27 protein-coding genes are annotated in these 21,540 nt (G+C 63.3%); 14 read left to right on the top strand and 13 right to left on the bottom strand.

Translation table 11 applies throughout. From position 1 onward, the window contains the following. Positions 1-1,077 carry a mechanosensitive ion channel family protein gene (locus K0S66_RS01375; RefSeq protein ID WP_301073280.1) on the bottom strand — a complete coding sequence of 359 codons (1,077 nt, stop codon included), beginning with the start codon at positions 1,075-1,077 and terminating at the stop codon, positions 1-3. A gap of 104 nt (positions 1,078-1,181) precedes the next feature. Here K0S66_RS01375 and K0S66_RS01370 point away from each other — a divergent pair, with 104 nt between their 5' ends. Genes K0S66_RS01370 through K0S66_RS01330 form a run of 9 tightly spaced genes read left to right on the top strand, consistent with a single transcriptional unit; the run spans position 1,182 to position 7,739 of the window. Next, positions 1,182-1,886, top strand: coding sequence for a response regulator transcription factor (locus tag K0S66_RS01370; RefSeq protein WP_301073279.1), 705 nt, complete (start codon positions 1,182-1,184; stop codon positions 1,884-1,886). Beyond that, positions 1,855-3,420 (top strand): stimulus-sensing domain-containing protein, encoded by a 1,566-nt coding sequence (locus tag K0S66_RS01365; RefSeq protein ID WP_301073345.1) that lies wholly within the window; start codon positions 1,855-1,857, stop codon positions 3,418-3,420. Before K0S66_RS01370 ends, K0S66_RS01365 begins: the two co-directional genes overlap by 32 nt. A 4-nt stretch (positions 3,421-3,424) precedes the next feature. Beyond that, positions 3,425-3,856, top strand: a complete 432-nt coding sequence (locus K0S66_RS01360) for an HPr kinase/phosphatase C-terminal domain-containing protein (RefSeq protein WP_301073278.1) — start codon at positions 3,425-3,427, stop codon at positions 3,854-3,856. Continuing rightward, positions 3,853-4,767, top strand: coding sequence for an RNase adapter RapZ (gene rapZ, locus K0S66_RS01355; protein ID WP_301073277.1), 915 nt, complete (start codon positions 3,853-3,855; stop codon positions 4,765-4,767). The genes K0S66_RS01360 and rapZ overlap by 4 nt, the downstream gene beginning before the upstream one ends. Positions 4,768-4,784: 17 nt before the next feature. Continuing rightward, the gene (locus K0S66_RS01350; protein WP_301073276.1) at positions 4,785-5,198 is read left to right on the top strand and encodes a PTS sugar transporter subunit IIA; all 414 of its coding nucleotides are present in this window, start codon (positions 4,785-4,787) and stop codon (positions 5,196-5,198) included. After that, complete coding sequence (locus K0S66_RS01345; RefSeq protein WP_301073275.1) at positions 5,195-5,464, top strand: HPr family phosphocarrier protein; 270 nt, start codon at positions 5,195-5,197, stop codon at positions 5,462-5,464. The genes K0S66_RS01350 and K0S66_RS01345 overlap by 4 nt, the downstream gene beginning before the upstream one ends. 14 nt (positions 5,465-5,478) lie before the next feature. Further along, entirely contained in the window at positions 5,479-6,294 is an 816-nt protein-coding gene (locus K0S66_RS01340) for an RNA methyltransferase (protein ID WP_301073343.1), read from the top strand. Next, positions 6,291-6,770, top strand: a complete 480-nt coding sequence (locus K0S66_RS01335; RefSeq protein ID WP_301073274.1) for an RNA pyrophosphohydrolase — start codon at positions 6,291-6,293, stop codon at positions 6,768-6,770. Before K0S66_RS01340 ends, K0S66_RS01335 begins: the two co-directional genes overlap by 4 nt. A gap of 60 nt (positions 6,771-6,830) precedes the next feature. Then, a complete protein-coding gene (locus tag K0S66_RS01330; RefSeq protein ID WP_301073342.1) occupies positions 6,831-7,739 on the top strand; it encodes a DUF481 domain-containing protein in 909 nt (302 codons plus the stop codon). Between the two features lie 49 nt (positions 7,740-7,788). Here K0S66_RS01330 and K0S66_RS01325 read toward each other — a convergent pair whose 3' ends face one another. The 4 genes from K0S66_RS01325 to thiE all read right to left on the bottom strand — a co-directional run bounded on the left by K0S66_RS01325 (position 7,789) and on the right by thiE (position 10,715). After that, entirely contained in the window at positions 7,789-8,601 is an 813-nt protein-coding gene (locus K0S66_RS01325; protein ID WP_301073273.1) for an inositol monophosphatase family protein, read from the bottom strand. Positions 8,602-8,711: 110 nt separating this feature from the next. After that, positions 8,712-9,275: an elongation factor P gene (gene efp / locus K0S66_RS01320; protein WP_301073272.1), complete on the bottom strand. Its 564-nt coding sequence runs from the start codon at positions 9,273-9,275 to the stop codon at positions 8,712-8,714. A 34-nt stretch (positions 9,276-9,309) separates the two neighbouring features. Further along, complete coding sequence (locus tag K0S66_RS01315; RefSeq protein ID WP_366520762.1) at positions 9,310-9,759, bottom strand: M23 family metallopeptidase; 450 nt, start codon at positions 9,757-9,759, stop codon at positions 9,310-9,312. Positions 9,760-10,037: 278 nt separating this feature from the next. Beyond that, positions 10,038-10,715: a thiamine phosphate synthase gene (gene thiE, locus K0S66_RS01310; protein ID WP_301073270.1), complete on the bottom strand. Its 678-nt coding sequence runs from the start codon at positions 10,713-10,715 to the stop codon at positions 10,038-10,040. Between the two features lie 105 nt (positions 10,716-10,820). Here thiE and K0S66_RS01305 point away from each other — a divergent pair, with 105 nt between their 5' ends. After that, the gene (locus K0S66_RS01305; protein ID WP_301073268.1) at positions 10,821-11,510 is read left to right on the top strand and encodes a fasciclin domain-containing protein; all 690 of its coding nucleotides are present in this window, start codon (positions 10,821-10,823) and stop codon (positions 11,508-11,510) included. An 18-nt stretch (positions 11,511-11,528) separates the two neighbouring features. On the opposite strand, the gene K0S66_RS01300 is transcribed toward K0S66_RS01305, so the two are convergent. The 3 genes from K0S66_RS01300 to pgsA are packed head-to-tail and all read right to left on the bottom strand — an operon-like array spanning position 11,529 to position 12,799. Next, positions 11,529-11,978 carry a molybdenum cofactor biosynthesis protein MoaE gene (locus K0S66_RS01300; RefSeq protein ID WP_301073267.1) on the bottom strand — a complete coding sequence of 150 codons (450 nt, stop codon included), beginning with the start codon at positions 11,976-11,978 and terminating at the stop codon, positions 11,529-11,531. After that, complete coding sequence (moaD, locus tag K0S66_RS01295) at positions 11,975-12,226, bottom strand: molybdopterin converting factor subunit 1 (RefSeq protein WP_301073266.1); 252 nt, start codon at positions 12,224-12,226, stop codon at positions 11,975-11,977. Before moaD ends, K0S66_RS01300 begins: the two co-directional genes overlap by 4 nt. Positions 12,227-12,232: 6 nt before the next feature. Beyond that, positions 12,233-12,799 (bottom strand): CDP-diacylglycerol--glycerol-3-phosphate 3-phosphatidyltransferase, encoded by a 567-nt coding sequence (pgsA, locus tag K0S66_RS01290; RefSeq protein ID WP_301073265.1) that lies wholly within the window; start codon positions 12,797-12,799, stop codon positions 12,233-12,235. 159 nt (positions 12,800-12,958) lie between these two features. On the opposite strand from pgsA, the gene K0S66_RS01285 reads away from it, so the two are divergent. The 3 genes from K0S66_RS01285 to K0S66_RS01275 all read left to right on the top strand — a co-directional run bounded on the left by K0S66_RS01285 (position 12,959) and on the right by K0S66_RS01275 (position 16,147). Continuing rightward, on the top strand, positions 12,959-14,254 hold the full coding sequence (locus K0S66_RS01285) for an MFS transporter (protein WP_301073263.1): 1,296 nt from the start codon (positions 12,959-12,961) through the stop codon (positions 14,252-14,254). A gap of 303 nt (positions 14,255-14,557) precedes the next feature. Continuing rightward, a complete protein-coding gene (locus K0S66_RS01280; protein WP_301073262.1) occupies positions 14,558-15,082 on the top strand; it encodes a gamma carbonic anhydrase family protein in 525 nt (174 codons plus the stop codon). 87 nt (positions 15,083-15,169) lie between these two features. Then, positions 15,170-16,147, top strand: a complete 978-nt coding sequence (locus K0S66_RS01275) for a nitronate monooxygenase family protein (protein ID WP_301073261.1) — start codon at positions 15,170-15,172, stop codon at positions 16,145-16,147. A gap of 118 nt (positions 16,148-16,265) precedes the next feature. Here the strand turns inward: K0S66_RS01275 and K0S66_RS01270 are convergent, their stop codons facing one another. Then, positions 16,266-16,550, bottom strand: coding sequence for a DUF3297 family protein (locus tag K0S66_RS01270; RefSeq protein ID WP_301073260.1), 285 nt, complete (start codon positions 16,548-16,550; stop codon positions 16,266-16,268). A 131-nt stretch (positions 16,551-16,681) separates the two neighbouring features. Next, complete coding sequence (locus K0S66_RS01265) at positions 16,682-17,041, bottom strand: hypothetical protein (protein ID WP_301073258.1); 360 nt, start codon at positions 17,039-17,041, stop codon at positions 16,682-16,684. A 139-nt stretch (positions 17,042-17,180) separates the two neighbouring features. Here K0S66_RS01265 and K0S66_RS01260 point away from each other — a divergent pair, with 139 nt between their 5' ends. Further along, positions 17,181-17,588, top strand: coding sequence for an EVE domain-containing protein (locus tag K0S66_RS01260; RefSeq protein WP_301073257.1), 408 nt, complete (start codon positions 17,181-17,183; stop codon positions 17,586-17,588). A gap of 24 nt (positions 17,589-17,612) precedes the next feature. Here K0S66_RS01260 and K0S66_RS01255 read toward each other — a convergent pair whose 3' ends face one another. The 3 genes from K0S66_RS01255 to typA form a co-directional block, all read right to left on the bottom strand. Next, positions 17,613-18,317 carry a hypothetical protein gene (locus K0S66_RS01255; protein WP_301073256.1) on the bottom strand — a complete coding sequence of 235 codons (705 nt, stop codon included), beginning with the start codon at positions 18,315-18,317 and terminating at the stop codon, positions 17,613-17,615. 74 nt (positions 18,318-18,391) lie between these two features. Further along, complete coding sequence (locus tag K0S66_RS01250) at positions 18,392-19,438, bottom strand: oxidoreductase (RefSeq protein WP_301073255.1); 1,047 nt, start codon at positions 19,436-19,438, stop codon at positions 18,392-18,394. Positions 19,439-19,616: 178 nt separating this feature from the next. Then, positions 19,617-21,440 carry a translational GTPase TypA gene (typA, locus tag K0S66_RS01245; protein WP_301073254.1) on the bottom strand — a complete coding sequence of 608 codons (1,824 nt, stop codon included), beginning with the start codon at positions 21,438-21,440 and terminating at the stop codon, positions 19,617-19,619. Positions 21,441-21,540: the final 100 nt, after the last annotated feature.

Genomic DNA, 21,540 nt, shown 5'->3' with positions numbered 1-21,540 from the left:
TCAGCGCTGAGCAGCGAACTGATCGTCTACATGAAGAAGGCGACGCCTTGGCAGAGCCTCGGGCATTTCGTCGCGGATGAAGGCGAGCATGGCCTCCCGCAAGTCGCAGCGAAGATCGAAGGCGGTTGCCGCATTCTTGGCGGTTGCCAAGACGCGTACCTCGATTGCGTCGGGCTTGGTGTCTGTCACCTGAAGAACAAAGGCGCGCCCGTCCCACCGTGGATTTGCCCGGACGATCTGCTCATATTTAGCGCGAAGTTTGGCGATGTCTGCGGTGGGATCGAGCCAGAAGAATGCACTTCCTAGCAGCTGGCTCGTGTTGCGAGTCCAATTCTGAAACGGCATCTCGAGAAAGCGGGAGACGGGCACCACCAAGCGTCGCTCGTCCCACAGCGCAACGACGACGTAGGTAAGGCGGATTTCCTCCACCCTGCCCCACTCCCCTTCGATAATGAGCACGTCATCGATCCGAATTGGCTCCGTGAAGGCGAGCTGGACGCCAGCAATAAGGTTCTTGAGTGCGGGCTGCGCCGCGGCACCGACCGCCAAGCCTGCAAGGCCCGCCGACGCCATCAACGTGATCCCAATGCTTCTGATGCTGGGGATCGAAAGAAGCATCAACGCGACGGTGATCAGCGCAATGCCGATCACAACGATCCTGCTCAGGATCGTCGCCCTCGTACGCCTCCGCCGTGCACGTAGATTGTCCTCAACCGCTATATCGTAGCGTATCTCGACGGCACGTGCGTACACGCGCACGATCGTGATCAACAGCCAGCCGACCAGGCCGGGAACGATAAAGCCGGCGGCGAACCGCCATAGCTCGTTCGCCCATGAGGGCAGTTCCAGAAACCGCCGGCTGGCCGCCAGTGCGACCGCAACCGCAATCCAGCGCAGCGGGCGCCGGGCGAGAAGCAGCGCTGCATCATCGATCGAGTCGGGGGTGTGCGCGGCGAGACGCCGACCGATCGTCATGAACAACCCATGCAAGACCAACGCCACCAGAGTTGCGCCGGCCGCGATAGCGACATTCGCGATCAGCGCGGGAATTTCCCAGCCCGTCCAGTCGATGCTCATGCCAACAGAAGCGAGCTCTGTTGCTCGTGGTTCCACCGCACTGCACCGTGCTGGTCACGCGGCACCATTGAGGCGAGCGCCACTTTGCAGTAACGCCCTGTTCCATGACGGCAACGATCGCGCTCGTCGACGACGACCGAAATATTCTCACCTCGGTATCGATCGCGCTTCAAACTGAGGGTTTTCTCACGCGGGTCTATTCGGACGGGGAAACCGCATTGAAGGCGCTTGTCGAGAATCCTCCTGATCTCGCCATTTTCGACATCAAGATGCCGCGTATGGACGGTCTGGAGCTACTTCGACGGTTTCGCGAGCGCAGCCAAGTGCCGGTCATCTTTCTGACCAGCAAGGATGACGAGCTCGACGAGGCGCTGGGCCTTGCCATGGGTGCCGACGATTATATCGCCAAGCCATTCAGCCAGCGCCTCCTGATCGCGCGCATCCGTGCTATCCTACGTCGCACCGATCTCGCGCTGGCGGCTGAACCCGGAGAGGCAGAGGCAATCGCGCCGCTGGAACGGGGGCACCTTTCGATGGACCCAGCCCGTCACAAGGTGACGTGGAAGGGGGAACCGGTAACGCTGACAGTTACCGAGTTCCTTATCCTCGAGACGCTGGCGCAGCGCCCCGGCATCGTTAAAACCCGTAACCAGTTGATGGACGCAGCCTACCAAGACGACATCTATGTCGACGATCGCACCATCGACTCCCACATCAAACGCGTCCGACGCAAGTTCCGCCAGGTTGATCCGGCATTTGACGCCATCGAGACTCTTTATGGCGCCGGATACCGCTTCTCAGAGGAATGATCCCAGCGATCTGACCCTTCGCTGGTCGGGTCGGGTCTCGCTGACGCGGCGAATTCTGGCGGTCAACGTATTCGCCCTTTTGCTGCTGGCCGGCGGGTTCTTCTATCTCGATTCCTATCGCAGCCGGATCCTCGACAGCCGAACTGAACAAGCGATCCGCGAGGCGCGCCTGATGGCGGAGGCGCTCGCGGTTGCGCCGGAGGCGTCGCGGGCTCCACTTGTCCGGCTATTTGCGCGGGACACCGGCACCCGGATCCGTCTTTTCGGCGCCAGGGGCAATCTTCTTACCGACAGCCGCGAACTGGGCGAACGCAACTTCATCCTGCGCGATCCAGACAAGGACGGGCTGGGTCAGCAGATCGCTCGATATCTTGACGCGGGGATCGATACCGTCGTGGGGGCAAAGCGTCCGCCGCTATACCGTGAGCGGGACGATGGTCTCGCCTGGACGGACGTGAAGATCGCGCTCAACGGTTATCCCTCCGGTACGGTCTGGCGCGCACCAGATCGCACGCCGGTTATCACTGCTGCGGCCCGCCTTCCACGCGGGAATGCCGTCGTCATGACCACGATCAATGCTCGCGATATCACTCAGACCGTGCGGGTTGAGCGCTTTCGGCTTAGCGTCGTGCTGCTGGTCGTAACGCTCGTCTCGATTTTCCTGTCGTTGTTTCTCGCGCGCACCATCGTACGACCGCTTCGTCGACTCGCCCGCGCGGCAGTGCGGGTCCGGCTGGGGCGGGCACGCGAAGTAGTAGTTCCCCGTCTGCCGGATAGACGCGACGAAATCGGCATGCTCGCACGGGCACTCTCCGACATGAGCCTTGCGCTACGCGCCCGCATTGACGCGACCGAGGCTTTTGCCGCGGACGTCACGCACGAATTAAAGAACCCTCTCGCCTCATTACGATCAGCGGTGGATGGTCTCGCCAGCGTCAAAGACCCGGAGCTTCAAGCACGTTTGCTGGCGATCGTTCGCGATGACGTCCACCGGCTGGATCGTTTGATCACCGACATCTCGGAAGCCTCGAGGCTTGATGCGCAGCTCAGCCGGGCCAAGTTCGAGCCTGTCGATGTGGGGGCAATGCTCAAGTCCATCATAGCTCACCATCAGCAGCGCGGCATTGGACGAGATGTACGTCTTCGGTTTGATGAGGCGAACGACTTGCCGCTGATCGTCCTAGGTGAGGGAGCGAGGCTGGAACGCGTGTTCGAGAACCTGATCGACAACGCTGTGTCATTCTCGCCGCCCGGCGGAGTCGTCTCGATTGCCCCGACGCTTACGCCCGGCAAGCTGGAGCTTCGCTTTGAGGACGAAGGGCCCGGCGTTTCCGAAGATGCACGGGAAGCCATTTTCCGTCGCTTCCAATCCATCCGGCCCGCGGACGAGGATTTTGGCCGCCATTCAGGGCTTGGGCTGGCAATAGCACGTACGATCGTTGAAGCGCACAGCGGAACGATACATGTTGAATCGCGAGAGGATCGATTGAGTGGTGCCCGCTTTGTGATCCGACTTCCTCTCTCAGGCGATTAATGAGATGCCTCCCGTTGAGACGATCCATGCGTCCACCGTTTCCATCGGGGGGAGAGCGGTCATGCTGCTTGGTCCGTCGGGCGCCGGAAAGTCGGACCTCGCGTTGCGGCTCATTGACCGAGGAGCATTGCTCGTCTCGGACGATTACACCCGATTAATACCCACGCCTTCGGCACTCCTCGCCAGCGCACCGACCACGATCGGCGGTCGGTTGGAAATTCGGGGGCTTGGCATCGTTCCAACTCCGCACATTGATGACGTGCCGGTTGCCTTGGCGGTGCGGCTCCGCCACGATGATATGCCTGCCCCGGATCGAATGCCGGAACGATCATTCGAGACATTCGCGGGGATCGCGATACGGCTGCTGAACCTTGATCCCCGCCCAGCCTCCGCCCCCATCCTCATTGAACAGGCCTTGAGACACAATCTGCCATGATGCCTCCTTCGCAAATCCTGCTTGTCACCGGCATGTCCGGAGCGGGGAAATCGACCGCACTGAAGACGCTGGAGGATTTGGGATGGGAGACCGTCGATAATCTCCCGCTATTTTTGCTCGACCGGCTGCTCGGCGCTGATGCCGCCCCCGGACTAGGCGAAATGTCACGACCCTTAGCAATCGGAATTGGCGCCATGACGCGCGAGTTCGATGCGGAAGCAATCGTTCAGCAGGTCGACCGGCTCCGCTCGGCTGGGCGGCATGGCATCAGCGTGTTGTTCCTAGACTGCGGCGCCGATGAATTGGCGCGGCGCTATGACGAGACGCGTCGTCGCCATCCCCTGGCCGCGGATCGCCCGGCGCGAGAAGGGATCGAGCGCGAGCGGACCATGGTCGATCCGCTTCGGCGGTGGGCAGCAGGTCTGATCGACACGAGCACTTACACCAGTTCGGATCTCTCGCAGGAGATTCGGCATCGGTTCGCCCATCCTGGGCTTGGGGAACCCGCAATCACAGTGATTTCGTTCGGCTTTTCACGTGGACTGCCGACGGATGCGGACCTCGTGTTCGACATGCGATTCCTCCGAAATCCACATTGGGATCCTGCGCTTCGACCCGGGACGGGCATCGATTCGCCGGTAGCCAATTATATTGCTGAAGACCCCGCCTATGAACCGGCGGTTTCGCGGGTCGAGGAACTGCTGTTGTTGCTGCTTCCCCGCTACCGCGCGGAGGGCAAATCCTATATAAACATTGCTTTCGGTTGTACTGGCGGAAGACACCGCTCGGTACATGTGGCGGAGCGGGTGGCGGCGCGGTTGCGCGGCGCGTCGTTTTCGCCCACGGTGGTTCATCGGGATCTTGCGGCACTGCAGCAGGATACTTTCGAGGATCGGCCTGACGGGCAATGAACGGATTGACGACGCAAATGATCGGGCTGGTGCTCGTTACGCACGGCCGCTTGGCCGACGAATTCGTAACAGCGATGGAACATGTGGTCGGACCACAGGAGCAGGTGCGTACTGTTGCGATTGGGCCGGACGATGACATGGAGGCTCGCCGCGCGGATATCCGGGGAGCCATCGCCGAGGTCGACGCCGGGCGCGGCGTTATCGTGCTGACTGATCTGTTCGGTGGCACCCCTTCCAACCTCGCGATCTCGCTCATGGAGCGGGGCCGGGTCGAGGTTATTGCCGGCATCAACCTGCCGATGCTGATCCGTCTGGAGTCGGCGCGGCGGAAGATGGATGTTGCGGCTGCAGTCGCCGCCGCTCGAGAAGCGGGCCGAAAGTACATCTCGGTTGCGTCCGAAGTCCTCGGCCTGGGAGAAACCGTCGCGTGACGGTGTCACGGACCGTGCTGATCGCCAATCGTCGTGGCCTCCATGCGCGCGCTAGCGCCAAATTCGTGACGTTGGCGACTCAGCAGCCGATCCCCGTCCATGTCGCGAAAGGTGGCGCGACGGTGACCGGCACTTCCATCATGGGGCTGATGATGCTGGGCGCAGCAAAGGGCGACACTATTACGATCAGCGCGGAAGGCGCTGAGGCCGCACACGTCGTCGAGACAATGTGCGCTCTTGTCGAAGCAAAGTTCGGCGAAGACTGATATCCGAGTCAAAAATGCCCCGTACCATCACCGCCTTCTCCAACCCGCTCGTCAAGCGGATCCAGTCGCTGCGCGACAAGCGCCATCGTCGTGAGGAGGGCCTGTTCCTCGCGGAGGGGCTGCGCATCTTGACCGAGGCGCGCGAAACAGGGCGCGTGCCGCAATATCTGTTTTTCGCGGCCGCCAGCGCGCGCCATCCGTTGGTGACGGCGCTCGTAGATGCTGTCGAGGCCGCAGGCGGCGAGGCGATCGAGACAAGCGAGGCGATTCTTTCGAAGCTGTCGGGAAAGGACAATCCTCAGGCTGTCGTCGGCGCGTTTGAAGCCTTCAATGCCGTGCTCACGGATCTTGACCGCGCTACTAGCCCCATCTGGCTCGTCGCGGAGCGACTTCGCGATCCTGGCAATCTCGGCACCATCCTTCGCACGGGCGATGCGGTTGGCGCCGGAGGCTTGATCCTGATCGGCGACAGCGTGGACCCCTTTTCGACCGAAGCGGTACGTGCGAGCATGGGGGCGCTGTTCACTGTGCCGCTGGTACGCGCATCTTGGGAGCAGTTCTTGCCATGGCTACGGGCTGGGCCAGGACAGCTTGTCGGTCTCAGCTTACGCACTGACAATCACTATCGCAGCGTGTCCTACGAAGCTCCGACCTTTCTTCTAACGGGCAACGAAGCCCAAGGGCTACCCGCGGAGATCGAAGCCGCCTGCGACCTGCTCGTAAAGATGCCCATGCTCGGCAAGGCGGACAGCCTCAACGCAGCTGTCGCGACTGCGGTGATGGCTTATGAAGTGCTCGCTCAGGCGCGCTCGGAGAGTAGCTTATCATGACCGACCTCGCCGATCTTCCTTACCGTCCCTGTGTCGGGATCATGCTGCTCAACGATGAGGGCAAGGTATTCGTCGGCCAACGGCTCGATAACACGCTGGAGGCGTGGCAAATGCCGCAAGGTGGGATCGATCCTGGCGAGGAACCCGCCGCTACCGCTGTGCGCGAACTGTGGGAGGAAACCGGAATTGCTCCTGAGCAGGTCAACCTGATCGCTGAGGCACCGCAGGAGTTCCGCTACGATCTACCGCCGGAGCTCGTAGGAAAAGTGTGGAAGGGAAAATATCGCGGTCAGGTCCAGCGTTGGTTTCTTTTCCGCTTCCTCGGCAATGATGCCGACATCCGCATCGAGACCGAGCATCCGGAATTTCGCGCGTGGAAATGGGCCGTGCCGAGTGAGTTGCCTGCGATCATTGTGCCGTTCAAACGCTCGCTCTACGAAGAAGTGCTCGCCGCCTTCTCGGCTCACCTCGACTGAGCCACCGGCCGTCAGCCGTCCGTTCACTCTGCTCCCCCACATAGGTACCGTCATATCGTGATGTACGCGCTCCTCTTCATCGCTGCGACCGCCGCTGCCGATGGAGGCGCGGCTCAGGGGGGCGAAGAGCGGATCGTCATACCGCCGCCGATCCGCGCCATGCTGGACGCCGCGATCGCCTCGGGCAATGAGAACGAAGTCTCCACTATCGTCAAATACGCCCGCGCCGCAGATCCGGCGAGCGGCGATGCGGTGTTGCGAATCGCTGACGAATGGCGCGAGGTCAGGGCAAAGGATCGTCAAACGCGGATCGTCAGGGCGGGCTGGACGGATCTGTGGGCCGGCCGGGCAGAAGTGGGCGGCTTCATCACGACTGGTAATTCGAACACTGCCGGGGCAACGGGTGTGCTCGACCTGACGCGCGAAGGATTGGAGTGGCGGCACAAGCTGCGCGGGCGCATCGATTATCAGCGAAGCCTGGGCATCACGACGCGCGAACATTATCTCGCGGCGTACGAGCCCAATTGGAAGCTCGATTCCCGTCGCTACGTTTACGGCGCCCTTCAATATGAGAGCGACCGTTTCCTCGGCTATTCCAATCGTTATTCTGCATCGGCCGGGGCAGGGTACAGCGCGATTCAAACGCCGGCGGTGACCCTCAACCTCGAACTCGGACCGGCATTCCGACACACTGAGTTCATCGATGCGGCGGTTGAGAGCAGTATCGCTGCGCGTGGCAGCGTGGATTTCGATTGGAAGCTGACGCCCGGCCTGACGCTGCGTCAGGACGCGTCAGCCTATTTGCAGCAGTTCAATTCAACAGTCAGCAGCACGACGGCGCTCGGCGCGAAGCTGCTGGGGCCGTTGTCTGCGCAGGTCAGTTATACCGTCCAATATGAAAGCATGCCGCCGGAGGGCCGCGTGTCGACCGACACGATCAGCCGGGCGTCTCTCGTCTACACCTTCTGAGAGACCGAGCGCGCGCTCCCCAAAAAGGGAGCGCGCGGGACGAGATGTCTTAGCGGAGCGCTCCGGCGAGCAGCTTGTGCAGCTTTGAGTGCATGCCGTCGTTCGCAGCGAGGAACTCGTTACGCTCAATTGCGCGATCACCGCCGCGGAAATCGGTAACGAACCCACCCGCTTCCTTGACCAGCAGCAAGCCGGCGGCGACGTCCCAGATCTTCAGCTTCGATTCCCAATATCCGTCGAATCGCCCAGCGGCGACCCACGCGAGGTCCAGCGCCGCCGACCCAAGCCGGCGGATGCCTGCGACCTGAGGGGCAATCGCGCCGAAGATGCGCGTCCACTCCGCGAAATCGCCGTGCCCCATGAACGGAATGCCCGTTGCAACTACAGCCTCGGTCAGCTCGCGACGCGAGGAGACTCGCAGGCGCTGGTCCTGCAGCCAAGCACCACGCCCCTTCTCTGCCCAAAAGCTTTCGTCGGTGAGCGGCTGGTAGATCAGCGCCGTGGTGATCTCGCGCTTGCCGTTGGGCATCGGTTCTTCCACGGCGATCGACATCGCAAAGTGCGGGATGCCATGGAGAAAATTGGTCGTTCCATCGAGCGGATCAACGATAAAGCGCGGCTTGTTCGGATCACCCGCCACTTCGCCACGCTCTTCCATGATGAAGCCCCAGTCGGGCCGCGCCTTGGAGAGTTCCTCATACAGCGTCTGTTCGGCGCGCTTGTCGGCCATGGAGACGAAGTCAGCCGGTCCCTTGCGGCTCACCTGAAGGTGCTGGACCTCGTTGAAGTCACGCCGCAGCCGCGGTGCGGCCTTGCGAGCGGCGCGTTCGATGACGGTGAAGAGACCGGAGTGGGATGGCATGTCTGCTACTTTCTACCTTCCCCTTCGGGAAGGGCGGGGAGGGCCTGGACTAACTGCGCGACGCCGGGAGACATGCCCTCCCCTGGCCCCTCCCGCGAGCGCGAGAAAAACTAATCGGCGCGGCGGACGTAGGTCTGCTCGTACACGTCAACGACGATGCGCGTACCGCTGGCGATATGCGGCGGCACCATCACGCGAACGCCATTGTCGAGCACGGCGGGCTTGTAGCTGGACGAGGCAGTCTGCCCCTTCACCACGGCATCCGCCTCGACGATCGTCGCTTCGATCGTATCGGGCAACTGAACGCTGATGGCTTCCTCCTCATGGAGTTCCATCACCACGTCCATGCCATCCTGCAGAAAGGCCGCTGCGTCGCCCAGCAGATCGCGCGGCAGCGTCACCTGGTCATAGGTTTCCTTGTCCATGAACACGAGGCTGTCGCCTTCGGCAAAGAGGAACTGGAAGTCCTTGGTGTCCAGACGGACGCGCTCAACGGTCTCTGCCGAGCGGAAACGGACGTTGTTCTTGCGCCCGTCGCGCAGGTTCTTCAGCTCGACCTGCATATACGCGCCGCCCTTGCCGGGCTGCGTATGCTGGATTTTCACGGCGCGCCAAATGCCGCCTTCATACTCGATAATGTTACCGGGACGGATATCGACGCCGCTGATCTTCATGGCCTATACCTGCTGGAAAGAGCGATGGGCGCGTCTAGCGGCGAAGTGCCGATCCGGCAAGCAGCGGGTATGGATTGACCGGTGTTCCCGCGTGCCAGCGATCGCCCGGCGCCATGCGGCTTACCCCGAAATGCAGGTGGGTATTGCCGGCGCCAGCGTTGCCGGTGTCACCGACATAACCCAGTACGGTGCCGCGGGTTACCGAGGAACCTTCCCGGATTCCAGGGGCATAGCCCGCTAGATGGGCGTAGTAATAGGTCCAGGCACGGTCTGGGGAGCGGACGTAGAGCGTGGTACCGCCAGCGGCACTGTTGAAGAGCTTCTCGACCTGGCCCGGCGCTGCTGCAATGACGAGGGTGCCCCCCGGCGCAGGGATGTCGATTGCCTGGTGCGACCGTGTTCCATCACCGCGGCTGTCGCCCCAGGTGTCGGCGATCTGATCCGCCGTCACACCCGCTACGGGGATAGCGATGGCGGCAATCATTGGCCTGTTGGTGGCAGTGATTGGAGTGGGATCGGCGGTAATCGGCCCCTTCCGGACTGCTGTCGGCCCGAAGGAAACCATCGAAGCAAAAGCGATTAGTGCTAGCACGATCAAAGACAGGATTGTTCCGCCCAATCGGGTCATCGCGCCATGCTTTCCCTGCCTATGCCAAGCTGCGGAGGCGGTCCACACGCGAACACCTCTTCAATCGGCAAACCGATCAGGCGGCGGTTGTTTCCCGATCGATCCAATCGGGGCCCTCCCCGCCCCCCGCGTAACTAGCCCAGCAGTTCGTTGAAGGCGCGCACCGCGGCGGCCTCGTCGCCGCTCCAGACCGCACCGGACACGGCGATGAAGTCGGCACCCGCAGCGATCAGCGGGGCCGCGTTCTGCGGCGTGATCCCGCCGATCGCAACGCACGGCAGTTCGAACAGGGTCGACCACCAGGAAAGGATGACCGGATCGGGCCGATGCTTCACCTCTTTGGTGGTGGTGGGATAGAAGCTGCCGAACGCGACATAGTCAGCCCCCGCGTCGCCCGCCTCCATCGCCAGGTGGCGGCTGTCGTGGCAAGTGACGCCGATCTGGACGCTCGGCCCCAGGATCTCCCGCGCCTCGCGCGCGTCGCCATCATCCTGGCCGAGGTGGACGCCATCCGCGCCGATCCGCTTGGCGAGCGAGACGCTGTCGTTGACGATGAAGGCGACATCACGATCGGCGCAGATCCGTTGCAGCGGCTCGGCAAGCCGCGCGGCATCATGCTGATTGATGTCCTTCACCCGGAACTGGAACGCCGCGACGGGGCCTGCGTCCAGCGCGCGTGCCAAGCGGTCGGGAAAGGCACCCGCCACGTCGAGCGGCGAAACAAGGTACAGCTGGCACGGCGGCCGGCGATCGTCGCGCTTGAACGCGGCGGCAAAATCGGGGTCGAGCGGGCCGAGAGGATCTTCGATCATTTCCGTCGCCTAGCCGTGCTGCGACGCATACGGAAGCCCGTGGCCTCACCCTCCCTCGTCCAAGCCGTGCAACGAACGCCGAACCTCCTGCGTTTGAGACCGATGATGGCACGTCGTTCGATACGCCTCGCGCTGCCGCCCCTGGCAGGTGTGATCGCCGCTTTGGCAGGATGCAGCCAGCCAGCGACTGAGGTCGCGCGCACGGCGCCTCCACCGCCCCTGACGGCCCCGCAATCAACGCCCTCCGCATCTGCGCCGACACAACTGACTGCAGCCGAGGCGCGTGCAGCCGCCGCCGCGACGGCGATCAATCCTGCCGTCGGCGGTGCCGCGATGCTTGGCACCCGCACCATCGCGGAAAACTGCGCCACCGCCCCGAACTTGCGCATGCTGAGCCGGGCGATCGGTCTGAGCAAAGCGCGCGAGCCACTGTCTGCCCGCGCGCCGGTGACGATCTTCGCACCGACCGACGCGGCCTTCCATCGGCTGGCGCCCGGTGCCGTGAATCAGCTTCTCGCGCCCGCCAACCGGCCGGCCTTGGACCGGGTGATGAGCTACCACATCGTTCCCGGGACGATCACGCTGGAGCAGTTGCGCGGGCGGATCAACGCCGCCGGCGGTTCGGTGCAGTTGCCAACGGTCGCCGGTGTGCCGCTTACCGCGACCAGCGAGGGCCAGGCGATCGCATTGATCGATGCCAATGGCAGCAAGAGTTATGTCGAGACGCCCGACGTCCAGCAGGTGAACGGGATCGTCCATGTGGTGAACGGCGTATTGGTGCCCCAGCTGGGCTGATCGTCAGACTGCCGCGAGTCAGGACCGCCACTTTGCGGCAGCCGTGTCGTCCGCGTGCCGCGCATCAACCCAGCGGGTGCTGCCACCCACCCGTTCCCGCTTCCAGAACGGTGCATCGGTCTTCAACCGATCGATGAGGAAGGCGCAGGCGTCGAGTGCAGCTGCGCGATGGGCCGAACAGGCAGCGACGAACACGATCCGCTCACCTGGACGCATCGGCCCGACGCGGTGAATGATGGTCACGCCGCTCAGTGTCCAGCGACGGGAGGCCTTCGTACATAATTCTTCGAGCGCGCGTTCGGTGGCGCCCGGATAATGTTCCAGCGTCAGCTCAGTCACGCCGTCGTCGCCGCGTACAAGGCCGGTGAAGGTCGCGACAGCGCCGCCCTGTGTGCCGCCGGCGGCCTCGGCTATTGCCATTTCGGCGCCGACATCGATTGGCGCCTCGCTCACGAGGACTCGGATCATCCTCCCGTTACCGGGGGAAAGAGCGCGATTTCTTTCGCGCCGTCGATTGGAGTGTCCAGCGACACGAACGCCTGGTCGCGCGCGGCGCGCAGGCGGTCCCGCTGTGCAAAGGCGGCAGCGTGGGCGGTGGACTGGCCGGAGAGCCAATCGACGAGATCAGCGATCGTGGCCACCGAGGCGGGCGGCAAAACATCCTCTTCCGAAACGCCGACCCGTTCGCGCACCCAGGCGAAATAGACCATCCGCATGGCCGGTCAGTCCATGTGCCGGATGCCGGCGCGCAGATAATCCCAGCCGGTCACCAGCGTCAGCGCCGCGGCGCCCCATAGCGCGACCAGCCCGACCTGCTTGATCCAGACGAGAGCGGGCAAGGCACCCGCGAGGATGAGCGCGCCAAGGGAAATGAGTTGCAGCGCCGTCTTCCACTTCGCAAGTCGCGACACGGGGAGCGACACCTGCAGGCCGGCGAGAAATTCGCGAAGGCCTGATACCGCGATTTCCCGCAGCAGGATGATCAGCGCGGCGATGATGTGAACGCCGGTGATGACCGCAATGTCATTGTGCCGCGTGCCCACCAGCATCAGGATCACGGCGGCGACCATGATCTTGTCCGCGATCGGATCCAAGAACACGCCCAGCTTCGACACCGTACCCTGGGCGCGTGCCAGATAGCCGTCGAAATAATCGGTCAGCCCCATCAGACAGTATAGCGCGAAGGCTAGGCCGAAGCCCGCCTGCCAACTGGGCCACCAGAGCAACGCCACCAACGCCGGGACGGCGACGATTCGTGACAGGGTGAGAAGGTTTGGGATCGACAACACGGTCGCAGACTTAAGCCTGCAGCGTCGCGGTGCAAGCCTCCACCATCCGTGATCGGGGAACCGGCCAGCCCACGGGTCGTACTATGCGCAGGGTTGGCATCCCGCGCGACCAGCGGCTATGCCCGCCATCATTCTGCCACAGCCGGGCCATTTTGCGCCATGATCAATGCCCTCGGGCTCCTTAAGCGGCGGCGATTTTTGCCGCTTTTCATCACCCAGTTTCTCGGCGCGTTTAACGACAATCTGTTCAAGACCTCGATGGTCCTGTTCGCCACCTATGAGATTTTCGCGAACGAGACTCAGGAGAGCTTCTTCAACGCGCTAGCCGCGGCGCTCTTCATTCTGCCCTATTTCCTCCTGTCTTCGCTTGCCGGGCAACTGGCCGACACGACAGACAAGGCGCGCATCATCCGCCTGGTGAAGATTGCTGAATTCCTCATCATGGCAATCGGCTGTGGTGGCCTGTTGCTGGCACGAACCGGGCAAGTGACGCTGCCGGTGGTGCTGATGCTGGTGGCAATAGTCGGCCTCGGCATCCATTCGACGTTCTTCAGCCCGATCAAATACGCCATCCTGCCACAGCATCTGGAAGATGAGGATGTGCTCGGCGGGACGGGGCTGGTCGAGGCCGGCACCTACCTGTCGATCCTGCTGGGCACGATCCTGGCCGGCTTCATCTACGAATCGATCACGCTGATCGCGGCCACGACCTTCCTGGTGGCGCTGCTCGGCTACATTTCCGCCCGCATGGTGCCGCCCGCACCCCGGCTGGGGCCGCCGTTGACGCTCGATTTCCATCCGCTGCGTGCGTCCTGGAAGCTGGTGGCGGACACGATGCACATCCCGCGCCTGTTCCTCGCCATTTGCGCGATCAGCTTCTTCTGGACGATCGGATCGGTGCTGGTGGTGATTTTCCCCCCGCTGGTGAAGAACGTGCTGACCGCCAACGCCAGCGTCGCCAGCCTGGTGCTTGCGATCTTTTCCGTCGGCGTGGCGATCGGCTCGGTGGTGATCAACCTGATGCTGCGGGGCCAGATTTCGGCACGCTATTCGCCCATGTCGGTGATCGCGATGGGGGCAGCGGTGCTCGCCTTCTGGTTCGTTGCGACGGGCTGGGAAGCGGCGCCGGCGGGTACCCTGTACGACATTCCAACCTTCATTACCCATCCAGGCGCGCCGCTGGTGCTGATCACGCTGCTGTTCGTGGCGATCTTCGGCGGGATGTTCGTGGTGCCGCTATACGCGTTCCTGACGACCACCGTGCCCAAGGATCAGACCGCACGTACCGTCGCCGCTAACAATGTCGTCAACGCCGGTGCGATGACGATCGGATCGGCAGCGGTGGCGGGCGTCACCGCCTTGGGTGCGACGGCGAGCCAGTTGCTGTTGCTGGTGGCGGGCATGTGCCTGGTGTCGGCGTGGATCGCGCAGCGGTTGCATCGCGCCTGCGACTGACCGGCAGGTGATGTACCACTCGGATCATGTGATCGGCGCTGTGGACGCGCGATTACATGATCAGGGTGTAGAAACAGATGAAAAAAGCGGTGAAGCTGAGGACGAACAGCTTCAGATCCTGATCGTCATCACGCCGCGCCTTCACCTTCGCAGGCGGCGCCATCACCTGGCGCATTGGATGGCGGGGCGCGGAATGGGGAGGCTGGCGATCCATAGGCGATGGTTAACGCCGCGTTTACCTTTTGGCACCCGGCTTTGTGCGGCGGCGTGCGCGAATGTCCAAGGTTGAGACAGGAGAGAGAGATGCCCCTTTACGAATTTCGCGGCCGCCGCCCCGTCTGCCACGAGACATCCTGGGTCGCGCCCAGCGCCGATCTGGTCGGCGATGTCCGGCTGGCGGAGGATAGCAGCGTGTGGTTTGGCGCAGTAATCCGCGGTGACAACACCCCCATCCCGATCGGAGCGCGCAGCAATGTCCAGGAAGGCGCGATGCTCCATTCCGATCCCGGCGCGCCGCTGACAGTCGGCGAGGATTGCACCATTGGACACCATGCCATCCTGCATGGCTGCACCATCGGCAACCGCGTGCTGATTGGCATGGGCGCGACCGTTCTCAACCGCGCGATCATCCCCGACGATTGCATCGTCGGCGCCAACGCCCTGGTGACCGAGGGGAAGACGTTCCCGCCCCGCAGTCTGATCGTGGGGAGCCCCGCGAAGGCAGTGAGGCAGCTGGATGAAGCCGCGATCGCGGGGTTGAAGGTCTCGGCGGCGCATTATGTACAGAATGCACGCGAAGCCGGTGAAGGCTTACGCAAGGTAGGCTGACCAGCCGATCGCAGCTCCTTTACGTTCGTTCAAGAAGCGACCGCTTGGCGCTGGACAGACCGTTTCGGGGAGGACATAACCAAAATTATGTCTGTCCCAGCGATCCTTTCTCGCCTGCGGTTGCCGGTCATCGGCTCCCCGCTCTTCATCATTTCCGGGCCCGATCTCGTGATCGCGCAGTGCAAGGCAGGGATCGTCGGATCCTTCCCTGCGCTCAACGCGCGGCCGCAGGGACTGCTGGACGAGTGGCTCCACCGCATCACCGAAGAGCTTGCGGCGCATAATCGTGACCATCCGGATCGTCCGGCGGCACCGTTCGCGGTGAACCAGATCGTTCACAAGTCAAACGATCGCCTGGAGGCGGATCTTGCGACCTGCGAGAAGTGGCAAGTGCCGATTACGATCACGTCGCTCGGCGCGCGCGAGGAATTGAACCAGGCGGTGCACAATTGGGGAGGGATCACGTTCCACGACGTGATCGACGACCGGTTCGCGCGCAAGGCGATCGAAAAGGGTGCTGATGGCCTGATCCCGGTGGCAAGCGGCGCCGGCGGCCATGCGGGTCGTCTGTCACCCTTCGCGCTGGTCAGCGAGATCCGGCAATGGTTCGATGGGCCTGTGGCGCTGTCGGGTGCGATCGCGACGGGCGATGCGGTGCTCGCGGCACAAGCTATGGGCGCGGATTTCGCTTACATCGGATCGCCGTTCATCGCGACGGTCGAGGCGAATGCCGACGAAGGCTACAAGAACGGCATCGTCGAAGGCAAAGCCGCCGACATCGTCTATTCAAACCTCTTCACCGGTGTGCACGGCAATTATCTGCGCGGCTCGATCGAACGCGCTGGGCTGGATCCCGACAATCTGCCCGAGGGCGACTATAAGACGATGAACTTCGGCCAGAGTTCGAACGGCGAGCCAGCGAAAGCGAAGGCGTGGCGCGACATCTGGGGATCGGGCCAGGGCATCGGCGCGGTGGAGAAGGTGGAAACCGTCGCCGAGCGGATCGACCGCATGGAGCGTGAATACAACGCTGCGCGCGCACGGCTGCAGCTGTCGGCCGCCTGACGGAAGGCGCCGGCCTAGCGCCGGCGCCTCCTGTTGGGAGATCATGAACGGCCGGGCGTGATAGCCCAATAGCAAGCACGGGGGAGCGAACGCCCTCCCCGTCCTTCAACGGCAATGATCAGGCGTTCGGCTCGTTGCCCTCGTCAGCGACGGCTTCCTGCTCGCCACCGGTCTGGAAATAAGCCTCTACCAGGCCGGTCAGCTTGATCGTCAGCGGGCGGCCGTGACGGTCCACCTTCTTGCCGAGCGCCACGCGAATCCAGCCTTCCGAGATCGAATATTCCTCGACATCGTTGCGCTCGACACCCTTGAACCGGATGCCGATGCCCCGCTCCAGCGTCGGCTGGTCAAAATACGGGCTGGAAGGATCGATCGAGAGGTGGTCGGGAGGCGTATCGGTCATGGTCGCGCGCCTAGCCGATCAGATCGCCACGCCCAAGAAAAAAGCGGCGCGGGAAGCAATCCTCCCCGCGCCGGCCCCTGCGTGACACTTCAATAACTGACAGCGTCGGTAAGTGACGATCGATCGCTGCCTCAGCGGCAAACCCGCACGGGCACGCGGCCGCCGTAATAGGGGTCGTAGCGCCACTGCTGGAAGCAGCGCGGGCGATAGTTGTAGCGATAGTCGTTGTAATAGGGCCGCGGCCCCCAGTTCCGGCGGTCGTAGCGATAGTCATAGCCATAGCCGCCGCGGTAACGATCGCGATCGTTGGAGGCGATCGCCGCGCCCAGGCCAAGGCCGATCACGCCGCCGATCAACGCGCCGGCCGCGACATCGCCGCCGCGATCATAGCCACGATGGCGCCAGCGCTGGGCATCGGCCGGAGCCGCTGCGGCAAGGGCGGTGGCGGCCATCGCCGTTCCCAGCCCTGCTTTCATCAGTAAGCCGTTCATCTCGAACCTCCTCATACAGATACGCTCGGTCCGCTCTGCCGGTTCAAACGCATGATACGGCCAGCGCGTTCATGCTAATTGCCCGATTCGGGCTGAACCGGCTCGGAATGTCGCGTTCACAAGGGGTTTAGGGAAAGACATGGCCTATTGGCTGCTCCGGTCGGAGCCGGACGTTTATGGTTGGGATGATCTGGTCCGTGACAAGGGAACCGAGTGGGACGGTGTCCGCAACTACACGGCGCGCAATTTCATCAAGGAAATGCAGCCGGGCGATCGCGCGATCTTCTATCATTCGAACAAGGAAAAGGCCGCCGTCGGAGTAATGCAGATCGCCCGCGCGTGGCGTCCGGATGGCGATGACGGCAAATGGGCGTCAGTGCGCGTCGAGCCGGTCGAGCGGCTTCCCACCCCTGTGTCGCTGGCGACGATGAAGAGCGACGCGCGGCTCGAAAAGCTGGAGGTGCTGCGTCAAAGCCGCCTTTCGGTGACGCCGGTACGCCCAGAGGAATGGGAGATCCTGATGGAGCTTGGCGGCGCCGGCGGCTGAGGCACCGGCACCGCTTTCACCACTTCAGAACTCGCGGATGACCCGCAGGCCTGCCGTCGGACGGGCGCGATGCGCGCGCAGCTTCTCCACGCCGAGCGAAAACTGGACGTTAGCGGCATGCGAGACGCGGCGGTGGATCTGAGGGCTCAGCTTCACGCTGCGCTCCGCGCCTCCAGCCACGTTCAGTTCCGCGCCCAGGATCGTGTCGGCGCGCGCATCGTAGAACAGCGCGTGGTTCAACAGCAGGCCGTTCCTGCCCGCGCCGCTGCCAAGGCTGATGTCGTCCAGCCCGATCATGTTCATCGTGCTCCAGCGCGCGTTGAAGCGAAGCCCGGCAAGGTACAGCAAGGTGTTCGAGTAGCGGCCGGTGTCGCGGTGATAGATGCCGAGATACTGGACGCCGTGCGCGGTTCGCCCGTCGGTTGAGACGCCAAGCAACGATTGCAGCCCAAGCTTGTAGGCGGCCAGACGACGGCCGTCGAATGGAAGCTCGAACTCGATCGCATGTCCTTTCGCGAAGGCATATTCGATCTCCGGCGCCCATTCCGTCTCACCGGCGCCAAAGGGTGAGCCGGTCTGCGCCAGGACATTCACCTCCAGCTCGCCGCGTTCGGCGCCAAGCGGCCGTACCATGTCGAAGATCATCGGCTCCGGGATCGAAGGATAGTCCGCGGCGCAGGCGACTCCGGCCAACAAGGTGAACGGCAACATCGCGCAGATCAGGCGCATAGTGTCTCCCTGTATCGTGAGGGAGGATGCCTATGGGCGCGCGAACATGCCTGCCAGCGCTAAGGCGTTTCCGACTATATTGTAATATTCGGCGTCGTTGCGGGGGCAATTGCCCGCCGCTCGGCTGACGAACGTAGCCCCGCCTCAACCAGCGCCATGGTGCACCATGCCTCTTCCGCCGGAACGGGGTTCTGCCCCTCCCCGCGGATCGCCGCCACGATGCCGCGGTAAAATTGTCGTTGGTCGCCCCGCTCGGTCTTCAGCAGTTGGCTCCCTTCGCCATCGAACAACAAGGCGTCATCCGGATCCTCGCCCCAGCCCGGCGCGCCAGGGATCATCCCGGCAAGTAACTGCGCCTCCTGCCGATCGCCCTGCTTCTTGACGACAGTCCCGAGTGTCCCGTGCGCAACGAAGCGAGCGCTGCCACCCGCAGACAGCATCGACGCGTGAACGATCACGCGTTTATCGGGATAGGACAGCACGGCATGCGCCCAATCGTCAGCCTGACCACCGGGACGGAGCACCGCCAGATCTGCCTCGATTAGCGACGGCATACCAAATAATTGCACCGCCTGGTCGAGCAGATGCGGGGCCAGATCGTACCAGATGCCGCCCCCCGGCACGCGCCGTTCGCGCCAGCGATCCCGCACCTGCGGACGAAAGCGGTCAAAATGGCTTTCCAGATGAACCACCTGGCCGATCTCGCCGCGGCGGATCGCGGCCGCGATGGTGAGGAAGTCGCTATCCCAGCGACGATTGTGGAACACGCTGACCAGCCGACCGGCGCGCTGCCCGGCCGCAACCACCTCAGTGGCGTCGGCGAGTGTCAGTGCGAACGGCTTGTCGATCACGACATGCTTGCCCGCTGCCAGCGCGGCCAGCGCCAGCGGGGCGTGCGTATCATTCGGCGTGGCGATCACCACCAGATCGATGTCATCGCGCGCGATAGCCGCTTCGGGCGTCTCCTCGACCGCCACATCGCCCAGCACGGCGCGAACGTCGTCGGGCCTCGACGAGGCAACGGCCGCAATGGCGATCCCGTCGGTGGCGCCGATAAGCGGCGCGTGGAACACCCGGCCGGCATAGCCAAAGCCGATCAGCGCAGCACGACAGACATCCATGCGCCATTCTCTCCGCCTTCAGGCACGCCCGAGCAAGCAGAGATGCGCTTCGAATCGGAGACGAACCGGCGGGTCAGACACACCGACGCCGCCTGCGCCAGGCAACCAGCGATGCTGGCTTTCCCCGGCGAGGCGGCGTCATGCCTTCGGATCAGTGACGATTCGAAAGTCGAGCGGGTCAGGCGGCTTCGGCCGAACGCTTATTGCGCTTGCGCTCGTTCGAATCGAGGAAACGCTTGCGCAGACGGATCGTCTTGGGCGTTACTTCGACCATCTCGTCATCGTCGATGTACGCAATTGCCTGTTCCAGCGTCATCTTCTTCGGCGGGGTCAGGCGAATCGCATCGTCCTTGCCGCCCGAGGCGCGGAAGTTCGTCAGCTGCTTCGCCTTCATCGGGTTGACCTCAAGGTCTTCCGTCTTGGCGTTCTCGCCGATGATCATACCCTCATAGAGGGCCTCACCGTGGCCGACGAACAGGATGCCGCGGGCCTCGAGCGGACCGAGAGCATAGCTGTTCGCTTCGCCAGCGCCGTTCGAGATGAGGACGCCGTTCTTGCGGCCTTCGATCGGACCCTTGTGCGGGCCATACTTCTCGAACAACCGGTTCATGATGCCGGTACCGCGCGTGTCCGACAGGAACTCGCCATGGTAGCCGATCATGCCGCGCGACGGCGCGGAGAAGGTGATGCGCGTCTTGCCACCGCCCGACGGGCGCATGTCGGTCAGCTCTGCCTTACGCAGGTTCATCTTCTCGACGACCGTACCGGAGTGCTCTTCGTCCACGTCGATGATGACGGTCTCGTACGGCTCGGTGCGCTTGCCGTTCTCGTCCTCGCGATACAGCACGCGCGGGCGGCTGATGCCGAGCTCGAAGCCCTCGCGGCGCATCGTCTCGATCAGCACGCCAAGCTGAAGCTCGCCACGGCCCGCGACTTCGAAGCTGTCACGATCGGCCGATTCGGTCACCTTGATGGCGACGTTCGATTCGGCTTCGCGGAACAGACGATCGCGGATCATGCGGCTCGTCACCTTGGTGCCTTCACGGCCAGCCATCGGCGAATCGTTCACCGCGAAGCGCATCGACAGCGTCGGCGGATCGATCGGCTGCGCCTGGATCGGCTCAGTCACGGTGATGTCGGCGATCGTGTTCGACACGGTCGCAACCGCAAGGCCCGCGAGGCTGATGATGTCGCCCGCGCGCGCCTCGTCAGTCGGCACGCGCTCAAGACCCTGGAAGGTCATGATCTTCGACGCGCGGCCGGTTTCGATCACCTTACCGTCCATGTCGAGCGCGTGGATCGGCTGGTTCACCTTCACGGTGCCCGAGGTGACGCGGCCGGTGAGCACGCGGCCCAGGAAGTTATCGCGATCGAGCAGCGTCACCAGGAAGGTGAATGGCGCATCGACGTCGAGCGCCGGCGGCGGCACGTGATCGACGATCTTCTGGAACAGCGGAGTCAGCGTGCCTTCGCGACGCGTCGGATCCTCGCTGGCGTAGCCGTTACGGCCCGAAGCGTAGAGAACGGGGAAGTCGAGCTGTTCGTCGCTCGCATCAAGGCTGACGAAAAGGTCGAACACCTCGTCGAGCACTTCCTGGATGCGCTCGTCCGGGCGGTCGACCTTGTTGACGACGACGATCGGACGCAGACCCAGCGCCAGCGCCTTACCGGTCACGAACTTCGTCTGCGGCATCGCGCCTTCGGACGAATCGACCAGCAGGATGACACCGTCGACCATGGAGAGAATACGCTCGACCTCACCGCCGAAGTCGGCGTGGCCTGGCGTGTCGACGATGTTGATCCGCGTGCCTTCCCACTCGATCGAGGTGGGCTTCGCGAGAATGGTGATCCCGCGTTCCTTCTCGAGATCATTGGAGTCCATCGCGCGCTCTTCGATGCGCTGATTGTCTCGGAAGGTGCCCGACTGGCGGAAAAGCTGGTCGACGAGGGTAGTTTTGCCATGATCGACGTGCGCGATAATGGCGATGTTGCGCAACTGCATCGGAATTCCTGAATGGCCGCAGACCTCGCGGCGTTCGGGCGCCGTTAGCCTATTTGCTGCGCTGCGGCTAGGCCCAGCAGATGTTCCGGGCAGAAGAACC

Source organism: Sphingomonas sp. (genome assembly GCF_029239295.1).
Taxonomy (GTDB): Bacteria; Pseudomonadota; Alphaproteobacteria; order Sphingomonadales; family Sphingomonadaceae; genus Sphingomonas.
This window is presented reverse-complemented; position numbering and strand designations above follow the sequence as displayed.

Excerpts from the sequence above, each read along its gene's own strand:
- rapZ (WP_301073277.1), top strand. The coding sequence starts at position 3,853 with ATGATGCCTCCTTCGCAAATCCTGCTTGTCACCGGCATGTCCGGAGCG.
- K0S66_RS01280 (WP_301073262.1), top strand. The coding sequence starts at position 14,558 with ATGCCCCTTTACGAATTTCGCGGCCGCCGCCCCGTCTGCCACGAGACA.
- K0S66_RS01365 (WP_301073345.1), top strand. The coding sequence starts at position 1,855 with ATGGCGCCGGATACCGCTTCTCAGAGGAATGATCCCAGCGATCTGACC.
- moaD (WP_301073266.1), bottom strand. The coding sequence starts at position 12,226 with ATGCGGATGGTCTATTTCGCCTGGGTGCGCGAACGGGTCGGCGTTTCG.
- K0S66_RS01250 (WP_301073255.1), bottom strand. The coding sequence starts at position 19,438 with ATGGATGTCTGTCGTGCTGCGCTGATCGGCTTTGGCTATGCCGGCCGG.
- K0S66_RS01350 (WP_301073276.1), top strand. The coding sequence starts at position 4,785 with ATGATCGGGCTGGTGCTCGTTACGCACGGCCGCTTGGCCGACGAATTC.
- thiE (WP_301073270.1), bottom strand. The coding sequence starts at position 10,715 with ATGATCGAAGATCCTCTCGGCCCGCTCGACCCCGATTTTGCCGCCGCG.
- K0S66_RS01305 (WP_301073268.1), top strand. The coding sequence starts at position 10,821 with ATGGCACGTCGTTCGATACGCCTCGCGCTGCCGCCCCTGGCAGGTGTG.
- efp (WP_301073272.1), bottom strand. The coding sequence starts at position 9,275 with ATGAAGATCAGCGGCGTCGATATCCGTCCCGGTAACATTATCGAGTAT.
- K0S66_RS01275 (WP_301073261.1), top strand. The coding sequence starts at position 15,170 with ATGTCTGTCCCAGCGATCCTTTCTCGCCTGCGGTTGCCGGTCATCGGC.
- K0S66_RS01270 (WP_301073260.1), bottom strand. The coding sequence starts at position 16,550 with ATGACCGATACGCCTCCCGACCACCTCTCGATCGATCCTTCCAGCCCG.
- K0S66_RS01260 (WP_301073257.1), top strand. The coding sequence starts at position 17,181 with ATGGCCTATTGGCTGCTCCGGTCGGAGCCGGACGTTTATGGTTGGGAT.
- K0S66_RS01300 (WP_301073267.1), bottom strand. The coding sequence starts at position 11,978 with ATGATCCGAGTCCTCGTGAGCGAGGCGCCAATCGATGTCGGCGCCGAA.
- K0S66_RS01335 (WP_301073274.1), top strand. The coding sequence starts at position 6,291 with ATGACCGACCTCGCCGATCTTCCTTACCGTCCCTGTGTCGGGATCATG.
- K0S66_RS01265 (WP_301073258.1), bottom strand. The coding sequence starts at position 17,041 with ATGAACGGCTTACTGATGAAAGCAGGGCTGGGAACGGCGATGGCCGCC.
- typA (WP_301073254.1), bottom strand. The coding sequence starts at position 21,440 with ATGCAGTTGCGCAACATCGCCATTATCGCGCACGTCGATCATGGCAAA.
- K0S66_RS01375 (WP_301073280.1), bottom strand. The coding sequence starts at position 1,077 with ATGAGCATCGACTGGACGGGCTGGGAAATTCCCGCGCTGATCGCGAAT.
- K0S66_RS01370 (WP_301073279.1), top strand. The coding sequence starts at position 1,182 with ATGACGGCAACGATCGCGCTCGTCGACGACGACCGAAATATTCTCACC.
- K0S66_RS01340 (WP_301073343.1), top strand. The coding sequence starts at position 5,479 with ATGCCCCGTACCATCACCGCCTTCTCCAACCCGCTCGTCAAGCGGATC.
- K0S66_RS01315 (WP_366520762.1), bottom strand. The coding sequence starts at position 9,759 with ATGATTGCCGCCATCGCTATCCCCGTAGCGGGTGTGACGGCGGATCAG.
- K0S66_RS01360 (WP_301073278.1), top strand. The coding sequence starts at position 3,425 with ATGCCTCCCGTTGAGACGATCCATGCGTCCACCGTTTCCATCGGGGGG.
- K0S66_RS01330 (WP_301073342.1), top strand. The coding sequence starts at position 6,831 with ATGTACGCGCTCCTCTTCATCGCTGCGACCGCCGCTGCCGATGGAGGC.
- K0S66_RS01285 (WP_301073263.1), top strand. The coding sequence starts at position 12,959 with ATGATCAATGCCCTCGGGCTCCTTAAGCGGCGGCGATTTTTGCCGCTT.
- K0S66_RS01325 (WP_301073273.1), bottom strand. The coding sequence starts at position 8,601 with ATGCCATCCCACTCCGGTCTCTTCACCGTCATCGAACGCGCCGCTCGC.
- K0S66_RS01255 (WP_301073256.1), bottom strand. The coding sequence starts at position 18,317 with ATGCGCCTGATCTGCGCGATGTTGCCGTTCACCTTGTTGGCCGGAGTC.